The sequence below is a fragment of the Rubellimicrobium rubrum genome (genome assembly GCF_006152115.1).
Taxonomy (GTDB): domain Bacteria; phylum Pseudomonadota; class Alphaproteobacteria; order Rhodobacterales; family Rhodobacteraceae; genus Rubellimicrobium; species Rubellimicrobium rubrum.
Genome location: NZ_VDFU01000005.1, coordinates 63,103 through 81,822 on the forward strand (window position 1 = coordinate 63,103; position 18,720 = coordinate 81,822).

Genomic DNA, 18,720 nt, shown 5'->3' on the forward strand with positions numbered 1-18,720 from the left:
AAACACGGGGACGCTCATGCCGACGATCGGTGAGATTGCCAAAGCGCTTGGTGCCGAGGCCGTAGGGCGTCTCGACTTGGAGGTGACCGGTGCAGCCGAGCCCGCTGCGGCTGGGCCAGGCGACCTTGCCTTGGCTCTAGCTCCGAACTGGGCGGCGTCGCTTGCACAAGGGCGCGCATCTGCAGCCCTGTTGTGGCCTGACGCGGATTGGCAGTCGATGGGATTGAAGGCTGCCATCCTCGCGCCCCGGGGGCGGCTGGCCATGGCTCGTCTGACAAGGATGCTTGATGAAGACCCTTACCCTGCAGGGGTCCACCCTTCGGCCCAGGTTGATCCCACTACGCGCCTAGGCGAAGGCGTCGCCGTCGGTGCCCTCACCGTGATTGGGGCTGATGCCCAGATCGGCGCGGGAACGAGGATCGGACCTCAGGTAACCATAGCTCCGGGTGCTCGCATCGGCGACGGGGCCCTGATCCATTCGGGCGTGCGGATCGGGCGTCGTGTATCGATCGGCGCTCGCGTCATTCTGCAGCCCAACGCGGTGATCGGGGGCGATGGGTTCTCCTTTGTGACCGCCGAGCCGTCCCATGTCGAGGTTGCTCGGGACTCGTTAGGGCGGGGTGAGGTGACGATCCCGACCGATCCGAGTTGGCATCGGATCCACTCCCTTGGGGGCGTGGACATCGGCGACGATGTGGAGGTGGGGGCGGGCGCTACGATTGATGCTGGAACGATCCGACCCACGCGGGTCGGCAGCGGCACCAAGATCGACAACCTCGTCATGGTCGCCCACAATGTGGTGGTGGGGCAGCACTGTCTCTTGTGTGGTCAGGTCGGCATCGCCGGTTCCACAGTGATCGGCGACCGGGTGGTGTTGGGGGGACAGGCCGGGGTAGGCGACAACCTCGTGATCGGGAACGACGTTGTCGTCACCGGCGCCGCCTCGATCCTGTCCAACGTGCCCGCGGGACGCGTCATGATGGGAAATCCGGCCACTCGGATGGACCTGCAAATCGAAAGCTACAAGGCCCTTCGTCGGCTGCCCCGGATTCTGCGTGACCTTGCCGCAGGGGTTCCAAAGCGGCGTCAGGACGGCTAAGTCACCTGCGATCTGGGACCGGGGGCAGCCATGGACACGCGCGAGCGCGTCATCGCGATCATCGCCGAGCAGGCGCTGCTCGAACCATCCGACATCCGTGAGGACATGAGCTTGGCCGACCTTGGCCTGGACTCACTCGGGCTGGTCGAGAGCATATTCGCCATCGAGGAGGCGTTCGATCTTCGCGTGCCCTTCAACGCCAATGAACCTCAGGCTAGTGAGTTCGACGTGTCCACGGTGGGCGCCATGATCAAGGCGGTCGAAAGGCTTGTCATGGAACGCGCTTGATGCGGCGTGTCGCGATCACCGGGGCAGGGACCATCAATGCCCTTGGCCATGATGTTCCTTCGACGTTGCAAGCTTTACGGAATGGCGTCTGCGGCATCGGGCCCCTGACGATCCGCGACGCGGACCGCCTGTCCGTGCGAATAGGGGCGCAGGTCAAGCACTACGATGAGACCGCCCATTTTGGTCGCCAGCAGATCGCCCTGTACGACCGCTTCACCCAGTTCGCCGTGATCTCTGCCGCGCAGGCGATGAAGCAGTCAGGGCTCAGCATCGATGAGGAGTTGGCCTGCCGGTCGGGCGTCCTCCTGGGCACCAGTGGTGGCGGCCTTTCGACAGTCGATGACAGCTATCGGTCGGTGTACGAAGAGGGCAAGAATCGCGTCCATCCCTTTGTGGTCCCCCGGCTCATGGCGAATGCCGCTGCAAGCGCGGTTAGCATGGAGCATGGGCTGCAGGGGCCGGTCTTCACGGTCTCCTCCGCTTGCGCCTCGTCCAACCACGCCATGGGTCTGGCGTTCCAAATGATCCGGTCTGGCATGGCCGATGTCATGCTAACCGGCGGCTCCGAGGCGATGTTGTGCTTCGGCGGCATCAAGGCTTGGGAAGGCTTGCGCGTCATGTCGGAGGATGGGTGCCGTCCCTTCAGTGCCACGCGGAACGGAATGGTCGAAGGAGAGGGCGCGGCCGTCTTCGTATTAGAAGAATGGAACCATGCGGTTGAGCGTGGTGCCGATATCCTGGCCGAGTTCGCGGGCTTCGGCATGACTGCCGACGCCAAGGACATCGTGTTGCCTTCGGCTGATGGCGCGCAGCGGGCCATTTCGGCTGCCCTCGCCGATGCCGGCCTTGCAGCCGAGGACATCGCCTATGTCAACGCGCATGGGACAGGGACGACGGCCAATGACCGTGTGGAATGCCTTGCCTTGGCAAAAGCCTTTGGCCCTGCGGCTGACCACCTTCTCGTATCCTCGACGAAGTCGATGCACGGGCACCTGATCGGAGGAACCGGAGCGGTCGAGGTCTTGGCCTGTCTGCTGGCACTCCGAGAAGGGGTGATCGCGCCGACGATCGGCTTCGATGCCACCGATCCGGAGTGCCCGTTGGACGTCGTTCCGAACATTGCCAGGGAAGCCAAGGTCACGGCTTGCCTATCGAACGCGTTTGCCTTTGGCGGCCTGAACGCAGTGGTTGCTCTCAGGACCGCATGACGACGGGGGCTGCTCGATAAGACAGCCCCTGCCGTTCGCGAGGTTACTCAGGCTGCGGCGCAGCCTCTTGGGGAGCCGCATCCGTCGTGGCGGCATCCGGTGGGACCGAGCTGGACTCGAAACCGGCCGTAAAGCCGGACAGGGAGATCGTCAGATTGACGCGTTCGTCCGGCGCCGCCGCCGGGACGAGCGACAACTGGGCTGCGTTCCCACGCCTGAACTGGTCGATTTCTTCCATGGTCAGCCCGATACGGGCTACGCAACCAGCGCGGTTGCAGAAAGTGAAGGGGTAACGGCGGGCGCCCGTGCCATCTACCGACAGGGTCAGGTTCTCGGTCAGAAGCGTCTCGAGCGGAGCCACGATCGTGGCTCCAGCCGCAGCTTGCTGTCCCTCGGGCAATGGGAACATGCTGATCTCGGCAACCGCGTTTCCTTCCTCGTCTTCGAGAAGTTGGTACAGCTGGCAGGGATCTGGCGCTTCCTCGGCCTTGAGGCACCGCAGCGCCCAGTCACCGAACGACTCCCGGATGTATGGTTCGCCCACGCGCGGCTCACCCGAAGCGGCGGCGCCTTCGATGGGCTGACCCATCTCCAGATCGGGTGCGGTTGCAGGCTCCTGTTCGTCCGCACCCTCGGTCGCCGGGGCGGCCGGTGGTTCCGCTGCAGGTTCCTCGGTCGGAGCCGCCGGAGTTTCCTGAGCGGCCAGGGGCGCGGCCAAGGCCAGCAGGGCAAGGAAGGTAAGTGGCTTCAGGGAGATCGACATTCGGATGAGGTCCGTTCGCATTGTGGTGTCGCGCCCGCGCTTAGCATGCCGTGGCCGAAGTGTCAGGGGTCACCAACCCGACACGTCATCAACGAAAGGACATCCAAGATGGGACAAACTAAAAAGGGGTGCGTGGTCGCACCCCTTTGATGTTCGCTCCCTGCCGGACTTGGCCAGCTTTCGAGCGCAGGTTAGGACAAGCCTTAAAAGTCGTCAACGAATTTGAGATCGGGGCTCAGGATCACGAACCCATGGTACCGCTGCCAGAGCGGCCGCGCCAGAACGCGCGGATCGGGGCCGGGGAGGATGCTCGTTACAACGGCTTAGGGAAAACCTGCCGTGGGTCCCACTGACGGGCCCGGATCGACCTGAGACTGTCACTGGGAGACGACCGTCCATTGCCCACATGATCGTCGGCGGTGCTGATCTCCATCCGCCCACAAAGTCCTTGCGACAGTTAGGGGGTAAACGGATGAGACTACTGCTCAGCACTATCGGGTCGGGCCAATGGGTGATGGGTCAGCACCAGTTCGCGCAATCTTTCGTCCAGAACGTGCGTATAGATCTCTGTTGTCGCGAGATCGGCGTGCCCCAGCATCGCCTGGATGGACCGGAGGTCGGCCCCACCGGCCAGCAGATGCGTCGCGAAAGCATGGCGCAAGCGGTGGGGTGTGACCTTTTCCTGCGGCAAACCAGCTTGCACGGCTAAGGTCTTGAGCAGCCCGAAAAACCCCTGCCGAGTCAGATGACCTGCCGCGCCACGGGATGGAAAAAGGAAGCGGGATGGTGGAGAGCCACGAACCTGACATTCCTGAGTGCGGTCGCGCTCCACCAGCCAAGCCGCCAAGGCTTCACGGGAGGGAGGTGACAGAGGTACGAGCCGCTCTTTGCCGCCTTTTCCTTTGACCAGAATGACCCGGGGGTCGCCCCGGACAGCGGCCACCGGCAGCGACACCAACTCGCTGACCCGCATGCCTGTGGCATAGAGCAGTTCCAGCAGACAGACGTTGCGAAGGCTGTCCTGAGGGGTAATCCGGGCTGCCTCGATCAGGGATTCGATCTCTGACAGTTCAAGGATGCCGGGCAGTTTCCGGTCCCGGCCGGGTCCGGCCAATCGGAGGGACGGATTGTCCGGGCGCAGCCCTTCCTCGTTGAGAAACCGAAAGAATTGCCGGACGGAAGACAGGCGTCGTGCCCGGGTCGCCTTGGACAAGCCTTGGTCATCACAAGCCTGGAGATAGCCGTCTATGTCGGCATCCTGCGCTGTCATGACATCGCCACCCCGACGGGTCAGCCAGTCGACGAAGGCGTGCAGGTCACGCCGATAGGCCAGCCGAGTGTTCAACGCCGCGTCCCGTTCCGCCGTCAACGAGTCGAGGAAAGCCTCGACCCAGCGGGACGCGCTCATGTCCTTGCGTCCAAGATGAGGTACTGGAGCGCGGCCCGGCGCGCGATCTCGTCAAGCCCGGCGGCACGAAGGGTGGCAATGGAGTCCGTCACGGCCTGATGGTCGCCGTCCAGGCCCTGTTGGAAAGCCGCGATGGCGCGCAGCACGGCCTCGCCCACCCGGCCCTCCTCAATGGCGGAGGCAAGGCTCTCGGAAGGGGAGGAGGCTTGGAAGCCGGCCAGCACGGCTGCGCTGGGTGCGTCCTTCGCCTCGACGTCAGCGAACTCCCCTGTCACGACGGCGCGCCAGATCCGCTCGGCAACCGAGCGGGGCGTATGGGATCGAGCCGCAGCCTCGTAGGCCGGTGACAAAAGAGCGATGCGATACACCAGTTGTGCGGCCGGGCCGTCGAGCCTACGGCTGAGGAGCATCTCACCGTAGATCCGGGCGAAAGGCACCTGAAGGCCTGCATCCTCCATGGCTGCCCAGGCCACCTGCAGCGCTTGGGCAAGGTCCGCGTCGTCCTCCGATTCGAGCGCCGCTTCGAGGTCCTGGATCGCCGCCGCGCGATCCCACACCCCCCCCGAAGCCGCCGGAGCGCGGGCCGTATAGACCGACAGGAGCACATTCTCGGACAAGGCGGCATGCCGAGCCAGCCTTTCGGCCGCTTCGATCTGCCCACGCCATGCCACCGTGTCCCGCAGATCGGCATGAGCGAACGCAAGAGGTAGGCCCGACGTGGGCATCAACTCTCCGACCGCCTCCTTGAGACGGTAAACCAGGGGACTGGGGCGGCTGGGAGGCAGAAGGTCCTCTCCCTCACCGGCGAGTTCGGGATCGAGGAACCTGGTGAGCAAAGCCTCCTCGTCAGGCGTCACGTCGCCCAGGGCGCGGGCGGTGTTGAGCGTCAACGCGGCTGCATTCCAATCCCCGTTGCGAGCCACGCAGAACACGCGCGCCATCAGTGTCGGTGCGAGTGTCGGCTGCTGTTCCAGCATGGCACAAGCTTCGGATTCGGTACCACGAAGGAGCGATACATCGAACCAGCGGCGAAACACCTCTCGATCCAGCAGGTCACCCGACTCGAGCAGGGCTTGGGCCGCCTCGATCGCACCCATGTCGAGCAGCTTGTCGGCCCGGGTCAGGAACAGGGCGTCCCCAGAGCCTCCGACAGGCGGCTCAGCCACGGCCAGCATCAAGGTCACGAGCAGATCCTGAAGGGCCGGCAGCGTTTCGACCTGCTCGGCCCGGATCAGTGAGACGAGGGTGGATTCGTCGCTCCTGGCCCAGAGACCGATGGGAAGACCCGTCACATCGGACGGCAGAACTCCCAAAGGGCCGGACTGAGTGTCCTCCAGGGGAGTCACCGTAACGCCCGGCGCTGTGCCGGTGCTGGTAATCGGCGGCTCGACAGCCTGCGGCCGCGAAGCTGCGACGGTCGGTGCGCTTTCCACGCTTTGCGACAGCCAATCGATGGCCGATAACGGCGCACCGTCCTCCTGTGACATGACAGGTCCGCCAAGGGCCACCATCATGGTTATCACGGACATGCGCCGCATCACTGGTCCAGATCCAGGTCAACCGGCTGCACGACCTCGCGCACTGGCGCGGTAAAATCCCCGGGCAGGAGGATCGGACCGAGATAGGCATAGGCCACCAGCGCTATCCCGGCAAGAATTGCCAGGACCAGCAGAACCTTGATCAGTCGCCACATTGCTCTGCCTCGAAACCCTGTCGGCCATCTGTGGGCCGTCCGTTCGTGTTGTATATGGTCTTTTCGCGGAGTTCATCCCATTAGGTCGGGTGACGCACAACGAGACGCGGGCCGGGCGCGGCGCCGCGGGCACAGTTCAGGCTTGGCGCAGGGCATGGCAGGCGGTGGAGTACGAAAGAAGAGCGCGATGGGAAGCGGTGCCGAGGGTCCGCACCTCCGCCGCAGTGTTGTCCTTGTCGGCATGATGGGATCCGGCAAAACTGCCGTCGGCAAGGCCCTTGCCGCGCGGGTCGGGGCTCCTTTCCTGGACAGTGATGCCGCCATCGAGGAAGCGGCCAACGCCTCGATCGCCGAGATCTTCGCCCGCGACGGCGAGCCCTTCTTCCGTGATCGAGAAGCGGAGGTGATTGCACGGCTCCTGACCGGCCCGCCGGCCATTCTTTCGACCGGCGGCGGTGCCTATCTGGCCGAGCGGAATCGCCGGGCCATAACGGATGCTGGCGTCGCGCTTTGGCTGGACGTCGATCTCGAGACTCTATGGGACCGTGTCCGGCACAAGGATACGAGGCCGCTGTTGCGCACCGCCGATCCTAGGGGAACTCTCGCGAGTCTCTACGAGAAGCGTGTACCGATCTACCGCCTGGCCGATCTGTCCGTCCGGTCCGAACCGGGCTTCTCCATCGAGGACACGGCGAGCCGTGCATTGGACGTGCTCGCCACGCGGCCTGACATCCTGGAGCTTTCATGAGCGTTCGCGTGGACCTGCCCGGACGGGCTTACAGCATAGAGATCGGTCCGGACCTGCTTGACCAGGCTGGCCGGTTCCTGAAACCCTTCCTGCACCGGCCGCGTGTATCCGTCGTCACCGATGCGCATGTCGCGGCCCTGCATTGGCCGCGGCTTGCGGCGGCACTGGAGGCGGAGGGCATTTCCGCGGGGGTTCTGGTTCTACCGCCCGGGGAAGGCACCAAGGGCTGGGAGCATCTGTCCCAGACAGTGGAATGGCTGCTGGAGCAGAAGGTCGAGCGCCGCGACCTGGTCGTTGCCCTAAGCGGTGGGGTCATCGGCGACCTGACCGGCTTCGCTGCAGCGATTCTCCGTCGGGGCGTGCGTTTCGTGCAAATTCCGACGACGCTGTTGGCTCAGGTTGACTCCTCGGTGGGCGGAAAAACCGGGATCAACACGCCTCAGGGCAAGAATCTGGTCGGCGCGTTTCACCAGCCCACCCTGGTCCTCGCGGACACAACCCTGCTGACAACCCTGTCACAGCGGGATTTCCTGTCGGGCTACGGCGAGGTCGTCAAATACGGTCTGCTTGGGGATCGGGACTTCTATGAATGGCTCGAACGCAGCGGGCCATCCATCCTCGCCAAGAACGGGTCCGCCCTGGATCGAGTTGTTCGCCGCTCCTGCCAGATGAAAGCCGAGATTGTCATGCGCGACGAAACCGAAGAAGGCGATCGCGCGCTTCTCAACCTGGGTCATACGTTCGCCCACGCCCTGGAAGCGGCGACCGGCTACTCGGACCGCCTGCTCCATGGGGAGGCTGTCGCGATCGGCCTTGGTCTGGCCTTCGACCTTTCCGCGCGAATGGGGCTGTGCAGCCAGGAGGAGCCATCGCGCATCCGGGCGCACCTGGGCGCTATGGGAATGATGTCGGCCCTGGCCGATGTCCCAGGCCAACTGCCCGGACCTGCCGACCTGCTGTCCCTCATGGGGCAGGACAAAAAGGCAGTTGGAGGGAAGCTGCGCTTCATCCTGGCCCGAGGAATCGGGCAGGCTTTCGTCGCGCAAGATGTTCCTGAAGACCTGGTGCTCGCCACGCTCAGGAACGGGTAGGGCGGGATCAGTCCCGCCCATCCTGTTCAGAACGGAATGTCGTCGTCGAGGTCGCCCCCGCCACTGCGCCCGCCGCCGAATCCTCCTCCGGACGAGGAGCCACCGCCGTAGCCTCCGCTACCGCCGCTGCGCCCGCCACCGTACCGGCCGCCCTGATCGTCGCCCATGTCGTCCGACGGGGCACCCGAATCGCCGCCGCGCCCGTCCAGCAAGGTCAGCTCGCCCCGAAACTGGCGCAGGACGATCTCGGTCGTGTAGCGGTCTTGGCCGGATTGATCCTGCCATTTGCGGGTTTCGAGTTGGCCTTCGACATAGACATTCGAGCCCTTGCGAAGATACTGCTCGGCTATGCGACCAAGGTTCTCGTTGAAGATGGCCACGCTGTGCCACTCGGTCCTTTCCTTGCGTTCCCCTGTCGCCTTGTCCTTCCAGTTCTCCGAGGTCGCGAGTCGCAGGTTCACGACCTTGCCGCCGTTCTGGAAACTCCGCACCTCGGGGTCACGGCCCAGCCGACCAACGAGAATGACTTTGTTGACTCCGGCCATAGCTGGTCTCCCTTCGTGCCACTGCCTTAGAACTTGGACGTCTTAGACCATTTTGGGCCGGGACATGCAAAGCCCTACGGGCTGTGAGGAACAATTCCGCTGGACTCAGGGGCTCGTTGCAGTAGCCTTTGGGCTTGGGTGACGAGGGGGCTTGCATGAGCATATCGGTTCGCGCCGGAGCCGCATTTGCGGCCTTGCTGGCCTTGGCGGGTGCAGCTTGGTCGGACACTGTGTCGACGATGAACAGGTCCAGTCTTTTTGCGTCGCAGCTGTCGGTGCTGGATGGCCGGGCCGCCCAACAGTACAACAACTCCATCAGGCTCCAGCCCCCCAAGGCAGAAGTCCCGCCGCTGCCAGGAGTCGCGTCCGTGGCTTACGCCGGCCGATACAGCGGTCCCTTGCTTGAGCTGGCCCGAGCCGCCGCCCGCCGTCACGCGGTGCCGGAAGATCTTTTTCTCCGTCTGGTTCAGCAGGAGTCTGGTTGGAACGCGGGCGCGGTATCGCACAAAGGCGCGATCGGTCTGGCGCAGCTCATGCCCGACACTGCGCGCCTGTTGGGCGTGGATCCCATGGATCCCCAACAGAACCTTGAAGGGGGCGCGCGCTACCTTCGCCGGCAGTTCGATCGTTTCGGGACCTGGGACCTCGCCCTGGCAGCTTACAATGCTGGTCCCGGGGCCGTGATACAGCATGGCGGCATCCCGCCTTACGTTGAGACGCAGGGATACGTCCGGGCGATCTGGGGTAACTGATCGTCAAAGCAGGGGCACGGTCGTCGCGCATCGTGACGACCACGAAGCGCGCCTATTCCGAATATTCCGGAGCGTTCTGGAGCACAGGTTCCATTCGAGACAGCGCTGGGTCGGATAGGTGACACTTGATCCCGTAGCCCGGCGCAAGCTGCGTCAATGGTGGCACCTCGCGCTCGCACAGGTCGCCGGGAACGTCGCTCTTCCAGCGGAATCGGGTCTGGAACGGGCAGCCCGCCGGAGGGTTCATGGCCGAAGGGATATCATTCTCCAGAACGATGCGGGTCTTCCGGATGGTAGGGTCCGCGACCGGCACCGCCGACAAGAGGGCTTTAGTAAGCGGATGGTTGGGCGGCGCGAAGATGTCGATTGTCGTGCCGATCTCGACGACATGACCAAGATGCACCACGAGGACCCGGCCGCTTAAGTAGCGTACGACCGATAAGTCGTGGCCGATGAACAGAAGGGTGGTCCGTTGGTTGCGCTGGATCTCCATGAGCAGGTCCGTGATGGCGGCTTGGACCGACACGTCGAGGGCGGACACCGGCTCGTCCGCGATGACCACCTTGGCGCTACCTGCAATGGCGCGTGCGATGCCGACCATTTGCTTCTGCCCGCCCAACAACTGTCGCGGCATCCGGTCTGTAAAGGCTCGGGGAAGCTTCACCTGGTCGAAGAGCTTCAGTATCCGGCCACGGCGGTCAGCATCCGACGTGCCGATGGGAAACATCTTCAGGGCCCGCGTGATCTGCGGTCCCACGGTCTCCGACTGTTTCAGGGTGTCGAAGGGGTTCTGGAACACCATCTGCACCGCCGCGACGGTTCTGGGATCCCGCATGCGGACCGGTGTGTCCCGGGTCTCCCGATCGTGCAGCATCACATGGCCTGAACTCGCGTGTTCGAAGCCCGTCAGCACCTTGGCAAACGTGCTCTTGCCGCAGCCGGACTCACCCACAATGGCGAGGGTCTCGCCTTCCCGTACATCGAAGCTCACGTCCTCGTTGACCTTGACAACCTGCAGGGCGCGGCCGCCGAGTGGCCCACCACCGACGTCGTCGTACTTGCGAAGGTTCTCCACCCGAAGGCCGACGGGACCAGGATCAGATCGTTGCTTGACGTCGCCAGACCCGGCAGGAGCGCCCCAGCCGATTTCCTGCACTCAAAGGCAGTGGGTGTCGTGCCGCTCATCCAGGCCAGCAGGGAGCATGGGAATTTCCTGGGCATCGCAGCGGCCGGGCTGGAAGTAGTCGCAGCGGGGCCCAAAATTGCACCCGGGCGGAGGTTCATGCGGCAGGGGAAAGTTGCCTGGTATGGCCTTGATCTGCCGAAGGTTCTTGTCTGTCCCGGGGAGCGGGATCACCCGGAACAAGGCCTGTGTGTATCGATGCCGCATCCGCGAGAGGACATCGGTTACGCGTCCCCGTTCGACCGCCTCGCTGGAGTATATTACACAGATCCGGTCGCACACCTCCTGCACGAGATCGAGATCGTGACTGATGAACAGCACCGACGTGCCGCACTTCCTGCCCAGGTCTCGGACTAGCTCCATGACGGCCGCCTCTACCATCACATTCAGAGCCGTGGTCGGCTTATCCAGGAGAAGAAGCGAGGGTCGGGCCATGAGGGCCATGGCGATGAAGGCGCGCTGCTGCTGCCTCCAAAGAGTTGGTGCGGGTAGCTCTGCAGGGTGCGCTCAGGGTCCGGCAGCTTGACGTCGAACGCAAGTTCAAGGCCGCAGGCCCGTGCCTCAGTTGCGGTGGCTCCCTGATGGATGATGGACACCTCCATAAGCGGCCTGCCGATCGTCATGGCAGGGTTCAGCGAAGCCATGGGCTCTTGGTAGATCATGGCAATCCCGGCACTGCGTAGGGCCCGAAGTTCCGTCGGTGACAATCGAGACAGGTCTCGACCTTTGAACACCATACGGCCGCCGGTGATGCGACCGTTCACCCCGAGGTCCTGCTTGATCCCGAGCGCGACCATGGATGGGTCGGACAGGTCGTCCTAGTAGCGCAGCCGCGGATCCCAAGGTGCCCAGAGCCGGGGAGGAGGTCATGGCCTCAATCCCTCAAGCTTTCTTCCCGCAGTCCGTCCGCGAGGAGGTTCAGACTTAGAACCAGACTGAGCAAAGCCACGGCGGGAACACGGGCCGGATGGGGGAACACCAACAGGAGCTGCCTGCCCGAGTTGATGCTAGACCCCCAGTCAGGGCTGTCCGGAGCCAAGCCAAGGCCGAGAAAATCCAAGTTGCCAAGCAGGCTGGTGGTTTAGCCAATGCGTTGGCAGACATCTACGACGAGGGGTCCACGCGCATCGGGAAAAATCCCCCATAGCATGATGTACCAAGCCCCTTCGCTTCGGGTCTGGGCGGCTGCCACGTAGTCGCGCGTCTTCAGATCCAGTGCCAGACCCCGGACGATCCGGAACACCGTCGCCGCATTCCCGAAAAAGACGGAAGCAAAGACGACAAGCACCCCTGACGGCGCATCGAAGAGATCGATTGCACCAAGGAACGCGACCGGAGTCCCGGCCTGGCTGATCAGGGACAAGTAAAACCAGCCCAGCACGGCCATGCTGACTGCCAGCATCGCAAGGACCTTCGACCTCTGGCTCTGTAAACGTGACCATATCAGGACAGCGACGAAGGCGAGCGGGAACGCGAAAAGGACGATCGCTATGTAGCTGGGCAGGCCAGTTTCCAGGATCTCTGGCGTGACCTGCGGATAGAACAGAAGGATCATGGGGAAAGCCAGGATCAGGTTCGCAAGGAACGACAGCGCTCCTTCGAGCCACCCGCCATAGTAGCCGGCCGCCAAACCCAGGTGATGCCTACCATGAAGGAGAAGATCGTCGCGAGGGGTGCAATCTGCATGACGATGGAGGAGCCGTGGACCGTCCGCGAGAACACGTCGCGGGCAAGGTTTTCTCCACCTAAGAGGTAGTGGCAGCCCGGTATCATTACCTCGGCTCCGGGAACCGGCACGCCCGGTGGCTTGTTCTTGAGGCCCGACACGACCGAGAGCGGATCATGGATGGCGATCAGGTCGAACGCGCCGACGGCTACCGCCTTGCAGACCCAGAACGGCACTAGAACGAAGCCGATCACACCCACGGGAGAGTCGAGAATCCTGCCTCAAAGACCGAGCTTTTGGATACAGGCCGTTGACATAATTGAATCAACCGAGAGATCAGCCCAAACGAGGAGGAACCTTCGGGCATCGCTCCTACGAGTCCCGAGCTCCCGCACGGCATGACCATCCCGCCTACGACATAGGCCAGGACGACGACAGCGATGAGCCTGCATGACACCTTCAGCGCGAGATAAGCCAGTCCTGCGCGCCCGCCTTCATAGTGATAGTGCCAGCCGAATCCATTTGTGCCGCAGATCTGGACGCAGCAAACCCGCAGCCAGAAACAGAACGACGCCGATTGCGAAAAGAGCCAGAGCTACAAGGAGGAGCGGGTTCAAAACTAGCCCAAAGCTGCCGGTCCATGACATCGGTTCCATGTCGCACCTCAGGAGAGCCGGAGGCGGGCATTGAGGTAGACATAACCCACATCCGAAATGAGCTGCATGACCAGCACAACCACGACCGACACCAAGGAAACGCTGAGGAGCAGTTCATTGTTGTTGTTGCCCGCCGCTTCAACAAGAGTCCAGGCAAACCCCTTGTAGTTGAACAGCGTTTCGACGATCACAACGCCGTTCAGTAGCCACGGGAACTGCGGCATGATGACCGTGAACGGGGCCATCAGCGCGTTTCTTAGCGCGTGCCGCAGCACCACCTAGGGAAAGCTCACACTCTTTAGTCTTGCTGGGCGTATGTACTGGGCTCGGCCATCGAAGCCAGGGTCGGCCGCGCGATGTAGCCCATTCCATAGAGCGCAGTGGTCAGGACGGGCAGGGAGAAGTTCACCAGCCTGGCGTCCTCCGCTGCGGATGTCGCGGAGCCATTGAACCATTTCAGCCCGACAGCAGATGAGGAGAACACTGTGATGAACACGACCCCCGATACTTATTTCTAAGTGGCGGTCGTAAGGATGGAACCGGTGGACAGCAGGCGGTCCGTCTTCGACCCCTCCCGCATGCCAGCCACGACCCCGACGAGCAGGGCCGACGGCACCATCACAACCATGACCCAGAACATCAGCTTGGCTGTCGGGCCAAGGGAGCGGGCCACGACCTCGGCACGAAAGATCCGCGAATAGTCCCAGTCTCCTTGCAGGATGCCGCAGCGGTTCGGCGCAGCCCCGCGATCCTGCCTTGGGTCGACGCAGCGACCGCGAAGGGTCCTGTCCTCGTCGAGGCTGGTCCATCCCGGAACCAGCCCGAGCCATTCCACATTCCGAAGCAGCAAGGGACGGCCGTAGCCGTTCTCGTCAAGCCAACTGGTCATCTCGGCAGACGTGATGCGGCTGCCCACCTCTGTCACCGCGATCCGCTTCAGGCTCGGGCCTAGGTTCATGATCCAGAAGACCACGAAGGCCAGGCGCAGGGCCGTGACCAGCATAATGACCACACGACGAAGAAGGAGGCGCAGCATGACGTCCGTCCTGTCGAGTGCTCGCCTGCGGTGTCAGGAGCGAGGGGCCGCCAAGGTCCCCCGCTGAGCCTGCGGATAATTCAGTTCTCCGGCTCGATCCACCACTTGTAGTGATGATGCTCGAGGGTGGGGTGTTTCTCTGCGCCGTGGACCCTGGTCGTCGTGTGACGGTACAGCGCGCGCCAGTAGGGCGTCATTACCACGCCTTGATCCAGCATCGTCTGTTCCAGCTTGGCCATCACGTCGCGACGTGCAGCCGGGTCGACCAAGCCATTGGCCTGGACCAGCAACGCGTCGAAGTCCGGGTTGCTGAAGTCCGTCTCGTTCCAGGCTCCGCCGGTCTTGTAGCCGAGGTTGTATATCTGCACGGCGAGCGGGCGCATGTTCCACTCGGTGGCCGAGAACGGGTGATCCATCCAGCCGGGCCAGAACGTCGCCCCCGGCAGAACGGTGCGCTTCACGTTGAAGCCGGCATCCCTCATCTGCGCCGCGACCGCATCGCAGGTCGCGGCCTGCCAAGAGTCGTCGACGGAGATCAGCTCGAACTCGTGGTCGCCGAAACCGGTCGAGTCGAGAAGAGCCTTGGCGGCGGCAGGGTCCACCGCGGGGCTGGTCACGTCGGCGTACTCCGGATGGAGCGGCGAGACGTGGTGGTTCTGCGCAACCTCGCCACGATTTCTGTAACCGAGTTCCAGCACGACGCTGTTGCTCACGGCCATCTGGATCGCGCGTCGCACATCCACGTTGTCGTAGGGTGCGACCGACTGGTTCACTCTGATAGTGGGCGTGGCTGCGGTCATGGCCTCGGATTTCACCCATCCGAGCGAGTCGTAGATGTCGATGAAGTCGCCGGTCGTCTGGTATGTTGCGTCGATCTCGCCTGACTCCGCGGCGGCGAGGACCGCAGCGGGGTCCGTCCCGTAGTCGATGTACTCGATCCGCTCTAGGTAAGGTCCGCCGTGCACCGCCGTTCCCCACCAGACATTGTTGGGGTTGCGGACGAGCACTTGGCGCACACCGACCTCGTTCGTCTCGGGCATGTAGGGACCGGTCCCGATGGCCGCATCGGTGAAGTCGCCGTTGTCATAGCTTTGGTGAACCACGGCAGCGGGATAGTCCGTCAGGTTGGCGATCACGCCCACGTCGGGCTCGGACAGGGTGAGTTGGACCGTCGCCGGATCGAGGATCACGACCGCGTCCTCGCGCATCTGGTTGGTCGCCGGATCGATCAGGCCACCGAGGCGAGACGCCATCGAGTTGCCCTCGACGGTGCCGTCGCACCAGCGGCGGATGTTGTGGACCACATCCTCTGCCGTGAAATCGTCACCGTTGTTCCACTTCACGCCTTGCCGGACCTTGAGTGTCCACATCTTGGCGTCTTCACTGGCTTGCCAGGACTCGAGGAGCATAGGACGGATGCTGCCGTCCGGTTCGTACTCGGCCATATAATCAAGCCATCCGCGCGCGAAATTCGAGATCTCCGACCAATCCCAGGTGCGGGGATCCTTGAGAGGGCGGAGTTCCATGTTCATTCGCACCGTCCCGCCTTCGACCGGAGCCATGGCCGCCTGCGCGCTGACAGGAGCCTTCAGGCCGATCAGCCCGTAAGCGGTGGCCGAGGCGACGCCCAAAGCCGTCGAGCGTGTCAGGAACTCGCGCCGGGAGAGCGTTCCGTTCCGGACCTCTTCGGCATAGATCCGTGCGGCAGAATGCACGGCGCGGTCGACGTTCTGCTGATCCGTCATATCAACTCCCCTTGACCCGCATTCTTTGCACGCTGATCGGGCATGCATTTCCTGCGCGACGCACGGCTGATCGCATTGGGCACGCTCTAGCTGTACCGGTCAACGACCGGACTCGACATCGCAACAGTGCGCAGCGACCTCACCTTCACCTTACGGCAAGACGACGGGCATCCAGTTAGCCATGCGCGAACGAAACCAAGTACGCTGCCGCTTGGCATAAGACCGCGACGCGATGATGGCTTGCTGCCGCGCCTCCTCCAAGCCGATCTGCCCCATCAAATGAGCGCGCAATTGATCCGCCCCGAGCGCGCGGTATGCAGGTGATCCTTCTTTCCAGCCGGGCAGGGCAGCGCTGACCTCTTCCATGGCCCCTTGGCGTAGCATCGAGTCGAATCGCGCTTCGATCCGCGCGTTGAGCCACGGCACCTCCGGCCGCAGCACGAAGGCATGGGCAGTCTCTAGCGGCAGGAGGGGCGGCGGCGTTTCGGCCTGCCATTCCGCCAAGCCCCGCCCTGTCGATCGGAGCACCTCCCAAGCCCGCTGGACCCTGGCGCGGTTGCGCTGGTCGAGCCCCGCCGCGGTCTGAGGATCGAGTTGGGCCAAGAGCGTGTCCAACGGCATGACATCGGCTTCGGCCCGGATAGCCGGCGGGGTGGCAGGGACCAGTGCCAGACCTTTGGTGAGCGCACTGAGGTAAAGGCCTGTGCCACCAACGATCACCGGGCGCTCGTTGCCATTCAGGATCGGCGCCATCTCTCTCAGCCAGTGGCCGACGGAATAGGGCTGCTCCATGCCGACATGGCCGAACAGGGCATGAGGCGCCTGGACTTCCTCCTCGCGGGAAGGGCGAGCGGTCAGGATGCGCCACCCTGAATAGACCTGCAACGCATCGGCGTTGACGATCACGCCTCCGCCTTGTTCCACGATTCGGAGAGCGAGGGCGGATTTCCCCGAAGCCGTTGGACCAGCGATCAGCACGGGCCGGTCAGCGGAGATCCCATGCAGTTCCATTGCCGCCTCCCATTGAAACCTGTCGCTCTTTGCGACATTGGAGGCGCCGTTGGAAGCAGGCGGAGGCGCGGGATGAACGACGTGATCGAAACCCCGGAGGCCCAGCCACCGCAGACGACGTTCAGGCGCGTGATGCTCAAGATCTCGGGCGAGGCGCTGATGGGCGACCAAGGCTACGGGCTCCATCCCCCGACGGTGCAGCGCATCGCCCAAGAGGTGAAAAGCGTCCGGGATCTGGGAGTCGAGATCTGCATGGTCATCGGTGGCGGCAACATCTTCCGTGGGCTTCAGGGCTCCGCGCAGGGGATGGAGAGGACGACGGCCGACTACATGGGCATGCTGGCCACCGTGATGAATGCGCTGGCCATGCAATCGGCCCTTGAGGATCTGGGTGTCTTCACGCGGGTGATCAGCGCGATTCCCATGGATCAGGTCTGCGAGCCCTACATTCGGCGCCGCGCAGTCCGCCATCTGGAGAAGAAGCGGGTCTGCATCTTCGCCGCGGGGACCGGGAATCCGTACTTCACGACCGACACCGCCGCGACTCTGCGAGCGAACGAAATGAGTTGCGAGGCGATCTTCAAGGGAACCAAGGTCGACGGGGTGTACGACAAAGACCCCAAGAAGCACCCGGACGCCAAGCGTTACGAGCGGGTCGGCTACACCGAGGTCCTGACCCGGAACCTAGGTGTGATGGACGCTTCCGCCATCGCGCTGGCCCGCGACAACAACCTGCCCATCATTGTGTTCTCTCTTGACGAGCCGGGCGGCTTTCGCGGGATCCTCGCCGGACAAGGGACCTATACCGTCGTCCAGGGCTGAGCGGCGTTCCGGAAACTGGCGGGAACACCTGTCGCCATCGTGCCGTTGTGCTGCGGACGACAGCGCAGGAGCCCGCGATGGCACAGCAGATCCCCATATCCGACGAGTCTGTAGCATTCGATCCGGACATGGACTCGGTGCGGCATGACCATACGCATGAGGTTGCGTCGGACTTGGCCTACCGCCGCCTGGGACTCGTGAATGTGGTGTTCGTCGGAGCTGCCGGAGCCGCTGACCGGAACTGGGTGCTGATCGACGCCGGCCTGTTGGGCACGGCTCCCTTGATCCGCGACGCAGCGCGGGCGCGTTTCGGCGAAGACTCGCGACCAGCCGCCATCCTGATGACACATGGCCACTTCGATCATGTGGGCGCCTTGGAGCAACTTGCTGAGGACTGGGACGTGCCGGTCTTTGCCCATCCGCTGGAACGTCCGTACCTTGATGGGAGCGCCTCCTACCCACCGGGCGACCCAACGGTCGGCGGCGGCCTCATGGCCGCACTGGCGCGGCTCTACCCTCGCAAGCCGGTCGATGTCGCGCAGCGTCTACAGGATCTGCCGTCCGACGGAAGCGTGCCGTTCCTGGCAGGCTGGCGTTGGGTCCACACGCCGGGGCACTCCGTTGGCCACGTCTCGTTCTGGCGCGAATCGGACCGCACGCTCATTGCGGGCGATGCGGTCGTCACGACCGCGCAGGAGTCGGCCTACGCCGTCGCCGTACAAGAGCCGGAACTGCACGGCCCACCCATGTACTTCACGGTCAACTGGCCCGACGCCGAGGAGTCCGTCGCTCAGTTAGCCGACCTCCAGCCCGACCTGCTCATGACCATGCACGGGCAGCCACTTCATGGGGCCGAGATGAGGGAAGGGCTGCACCGGCTGGCGAAGGACTTTGGCGACCTCTCCGTTCCCCGGCAGGGCCGTTATCTGACAGAGCCGAGACGAGCCCAGGACGGAAGCGCCTACGAATTGTCATAAACTCATGGCTAATGGTGTTCAGGCGCGCT

Annotated in this window: 17 protein-coding genes and 2 pseudogenes; 8 read left to right on the forward strand and 11 right to left on the reverse strand. The window is 63.6% G+C overall.

What is annotated here, in order from left to right; genetic code table 11:
* Positions 1–16 precede the first annotated feature (16 nt).
* Genes FHG66_RS06025 through FHG66_RS06035 form a run of 3 tightly spaced genes read left to right on the forward strand, consistent with a single transcriptional unit; the run spans position 17 to position 2,595 of the window.
* Entirely contained in the window at positions 17–1,099 is a 1,083-nt protein-coding gene (locus tag FHG66_RS06025) for a UDP-3-O-(3-hydroxymyristoyl)glucosamine N-acyltransferase (RefSeq protein ID WP_139075851.1), read from the forward strand.
* A gap of 30 nt (positions 1,100–1,129) precedes the next feature.
* On the forward strand, positions 1,130–1,387 hold the full coding sequence (locus tag FHG66_RS06030; protein ID WP_139075852.1) for an acyl carrier protein: 258 nt from the start codon (positions 1,130–1,132) through the stop codon (positions 1,385–1,387).
* On the forward strand, positions 1,387–2,595 hold the full coding sequence (locus tag FHG66_RS06035) for a beta-ketoacyl-[acyl-carrier-protein] synthase family protein (RefSeq protein WP_139075853.1): 1,209 nt from the start codon (positions 1,387–1,389) through the stop codon (positions 2,593–2,595). Before FHG66_RS06030 ends, FHG66_RS06035 begins: the two co-directional genes overlap by 1 nt.
* Before the next feature lie 43 nt (positions 2,596–2,638).
* On the opposite strand, the gene FHG66_RS06040 is transcribed toward FHG66_RS06035, so the two are convergent.
* The 4 genes from FHG66_RS06040 to FHG66_RS21500 form a co-directional block, all read right to left on the reverse strand.
* Entirely contained in the window at positions 2,639–3,358 is a 720-nt protein-coding gene (locus tag FHG66_RS06040) for an invasion associated locus B family protein (protein WP_139075854.1), read from the reverse strand.
* Between the two features lie 478 nt (positions 3,359–3,836).
* Entirely contained in the window at positions 3,837–4,766 is a 930-nt protein-coding gene (locus tag FHG66_RS06045) for a site-specific tyrosine recombinase XerD (RefSeq protein ID WP_139075855.1), read from the reverse strand.
* On the reverse strand, positions 4,763–6,295 hold the full coding sequence (locus FHG66_RS06050; RefSeq protein WP_246082482.1) for a hypothetical protein: 1,533 nt from the start codon (positions 6,293–6,295) through the stop codon (positions 4,763–4,765). The genes FHG66_RS06045 and FHG66_RS06050 overlap by 4 nt, the downstream gene beginning before the upstream one ends.
* Positions 6,296–6,303: 8 nt before the next feature.
* A complete protein-coding gene (locus FHG66_RS21500) occupies positions 6,304–6,459 on the reverse strand; it encodes a hypothetical protein (RefSeq protein ID WP_176556150.1) in 156 nt (51 codons plus the stop codon).
* 187 nt (positions 6,460–6,646) lie between these two features.
* On the opposite strand from FHG66_RS21500, the gene FHG66_RS06055 reads away from it, so the two are divergent.
* Together FHG66_RS06055 and aroB are read left to right on the forward strand one after the other, a co-directional pair.
* Positions 6,647–7,207 (forward strand): shikimate kinase, encoded by a 561-nt coding sequence (locus tag FHG66_RS06055; RefSeq protein WP_139075857.1) that lies wholly within the window; start codon positions 6,647–6,649, stop codon positions 7,205–7,207.
* Complete coding sequence (aroB, locus tag FHG66_RS06060) at positions 7,204–8,298, forward strand: 3-dehydroquinate synthase (protein WP_139075858.1); 1,095 nt, start codon at positions 7,204–7,206, stop codon at positions 8,296–8,298. Before FHG66_RS06055 ends, aroB begins: the two co-directional genes overlap by 4 nt.
* A gap of 26 nt (positions 8,299–8,324) precedes the next feature.
* On the opposite strand, the gene ssb is transcribed toward aroB, so the two are convergent.
* Positions 8,325–8,843 carry a single-stranded DNA-binding protein gene (gene ssb, locus FHG66_RS06065; RefSeq protein WP_139075859.1) on the reverse strand — a complete coding sequence of 173 codons (519 nt, stop codon included), beginning with the start codon at positions 8,841–8,843 and terminating at the stop codon, positions 8,325–8,327.
* A 155-nt stretch (positions 8,844–8,998) separates the two neighbouring features.
* Here ssb and FHG66_RS06070 point away from each other — a divergent pair, with 155 nt between their 5' ends.
* The gene (locus tag FHG66_RS06070; protein ID WP_139075860.1) at positions 8,999–9,595 is read left to right on the forward strand and encodes a lytic transglycosylase domain-containing protein; all 597 of its coding nucleotides are present in this window, start codon (positions 8,999–9,001) and stop codon (positions 9,593–9,595) included.
* A 52-nt stretch (positions 9,596–9,647) separates the two neighbouring features.
* Here FHG66_RS06070 and FHG66_RS06075 read toward each other — a convergent pair.
* The 6 genes and pseudogenes from FHG66_RS06075 to miaA form a co-directional block, all read right to left on the reverse strand.
* Positions 9,648–11,578, reverse strand: a pseudogene (locus FHG66_RS06075) (dipeptide ABC transporter ATP-binding protein); the annotation flags it as partial.
* A gap of 281 nt (positions 11,579–11,859) precedes the next feature.
* Positions 11,860–12,333 carry a hypothetical protein gene (locus FHG66_RS22845; protein ID WP_425471707.1) on the reverse strand — a complete coding sequence of 158 codons (474 nt, stop codon included), beginning with the start codon at positions 12,331–12,333 and terminating at the stop codon, positions 11,860–11,862.
* 14 nt (positions 12,334–12,347) lie between these two features.
* The gene (locus FHG66_RS22850) at positions 12,348–12,704 is read right to left on the reverse strand and encodes a hypothetical protein (protein WP_425471708.1); all 357 of its coding nucleotides are present in this window, start codon (positions 12,702–12,704) and stop codon (positions 12,348–12,350) included.
* A 404-nt stretch (positions 12,705–13,108) separates the two neighbouring features.
* Positions 13,109–14,136 (reverse strand): annotated as a pseudogene (locus FHG66_RS06085) (ABC transporter permease).
* 80 nt (positions 14,137–14,216) lie between these two features.
* Positions 14,217–15,881, reverse strand: a complete 1,665-nt coding sequence (locus FHG66_RS06090) for an ABC transporter substrate-binding protein (RefSeq protein WP_139075861.1) — start codon at positions 15,879–15,881, stop codon at positions 14,217–14,219.
* A gap of 150 nt (positions 15,882–16,031) precedes the next feature.
* The gene (gene miaA, locus FHG66_RS06095; protein WP_139075862.1) at positions 16,032–16,892 is read right to left on the reverse strand and encodes a tRNA (adenosine(37)-N6)-dimethylallyltransferase MiaA; all 861 of its coding nucleotides are present in this window, start codon (positions 16,890–16,892) and stop codon (positions 16,032–16,034) included.
* Positions 16,893–16,964: 72 nt separating this feature from the next.
* Here miaA and pyrH point away from each other — a divergent pair, with 72 nt between their 5' ends.
* Complete coding sequence (pyrH, locus tag FHG66_RS06100; RefSeq protein ID WP_139075863.1) at positions 16,965–17,714, forward strand: UMP kinase; 750 nt, start codon at positions 16,965–16,967, stop codon at positions 17,712–17,714.
* A 77-nt stretch (positions 17,715–17,791) separates the two neighbouring features.
* A complete protein-coding gene (locus tag FHG66_RS06105; RefSeq protein ID WP_139075864.1) occupies positions 17,792–18,691 on the forward strand; it encodes an MBL fold metallo-hydrolase in 900 nt (299 codons plus the stop codon).
* Positions 18,692–18,720: the final 29 nt, after the last annotated feature.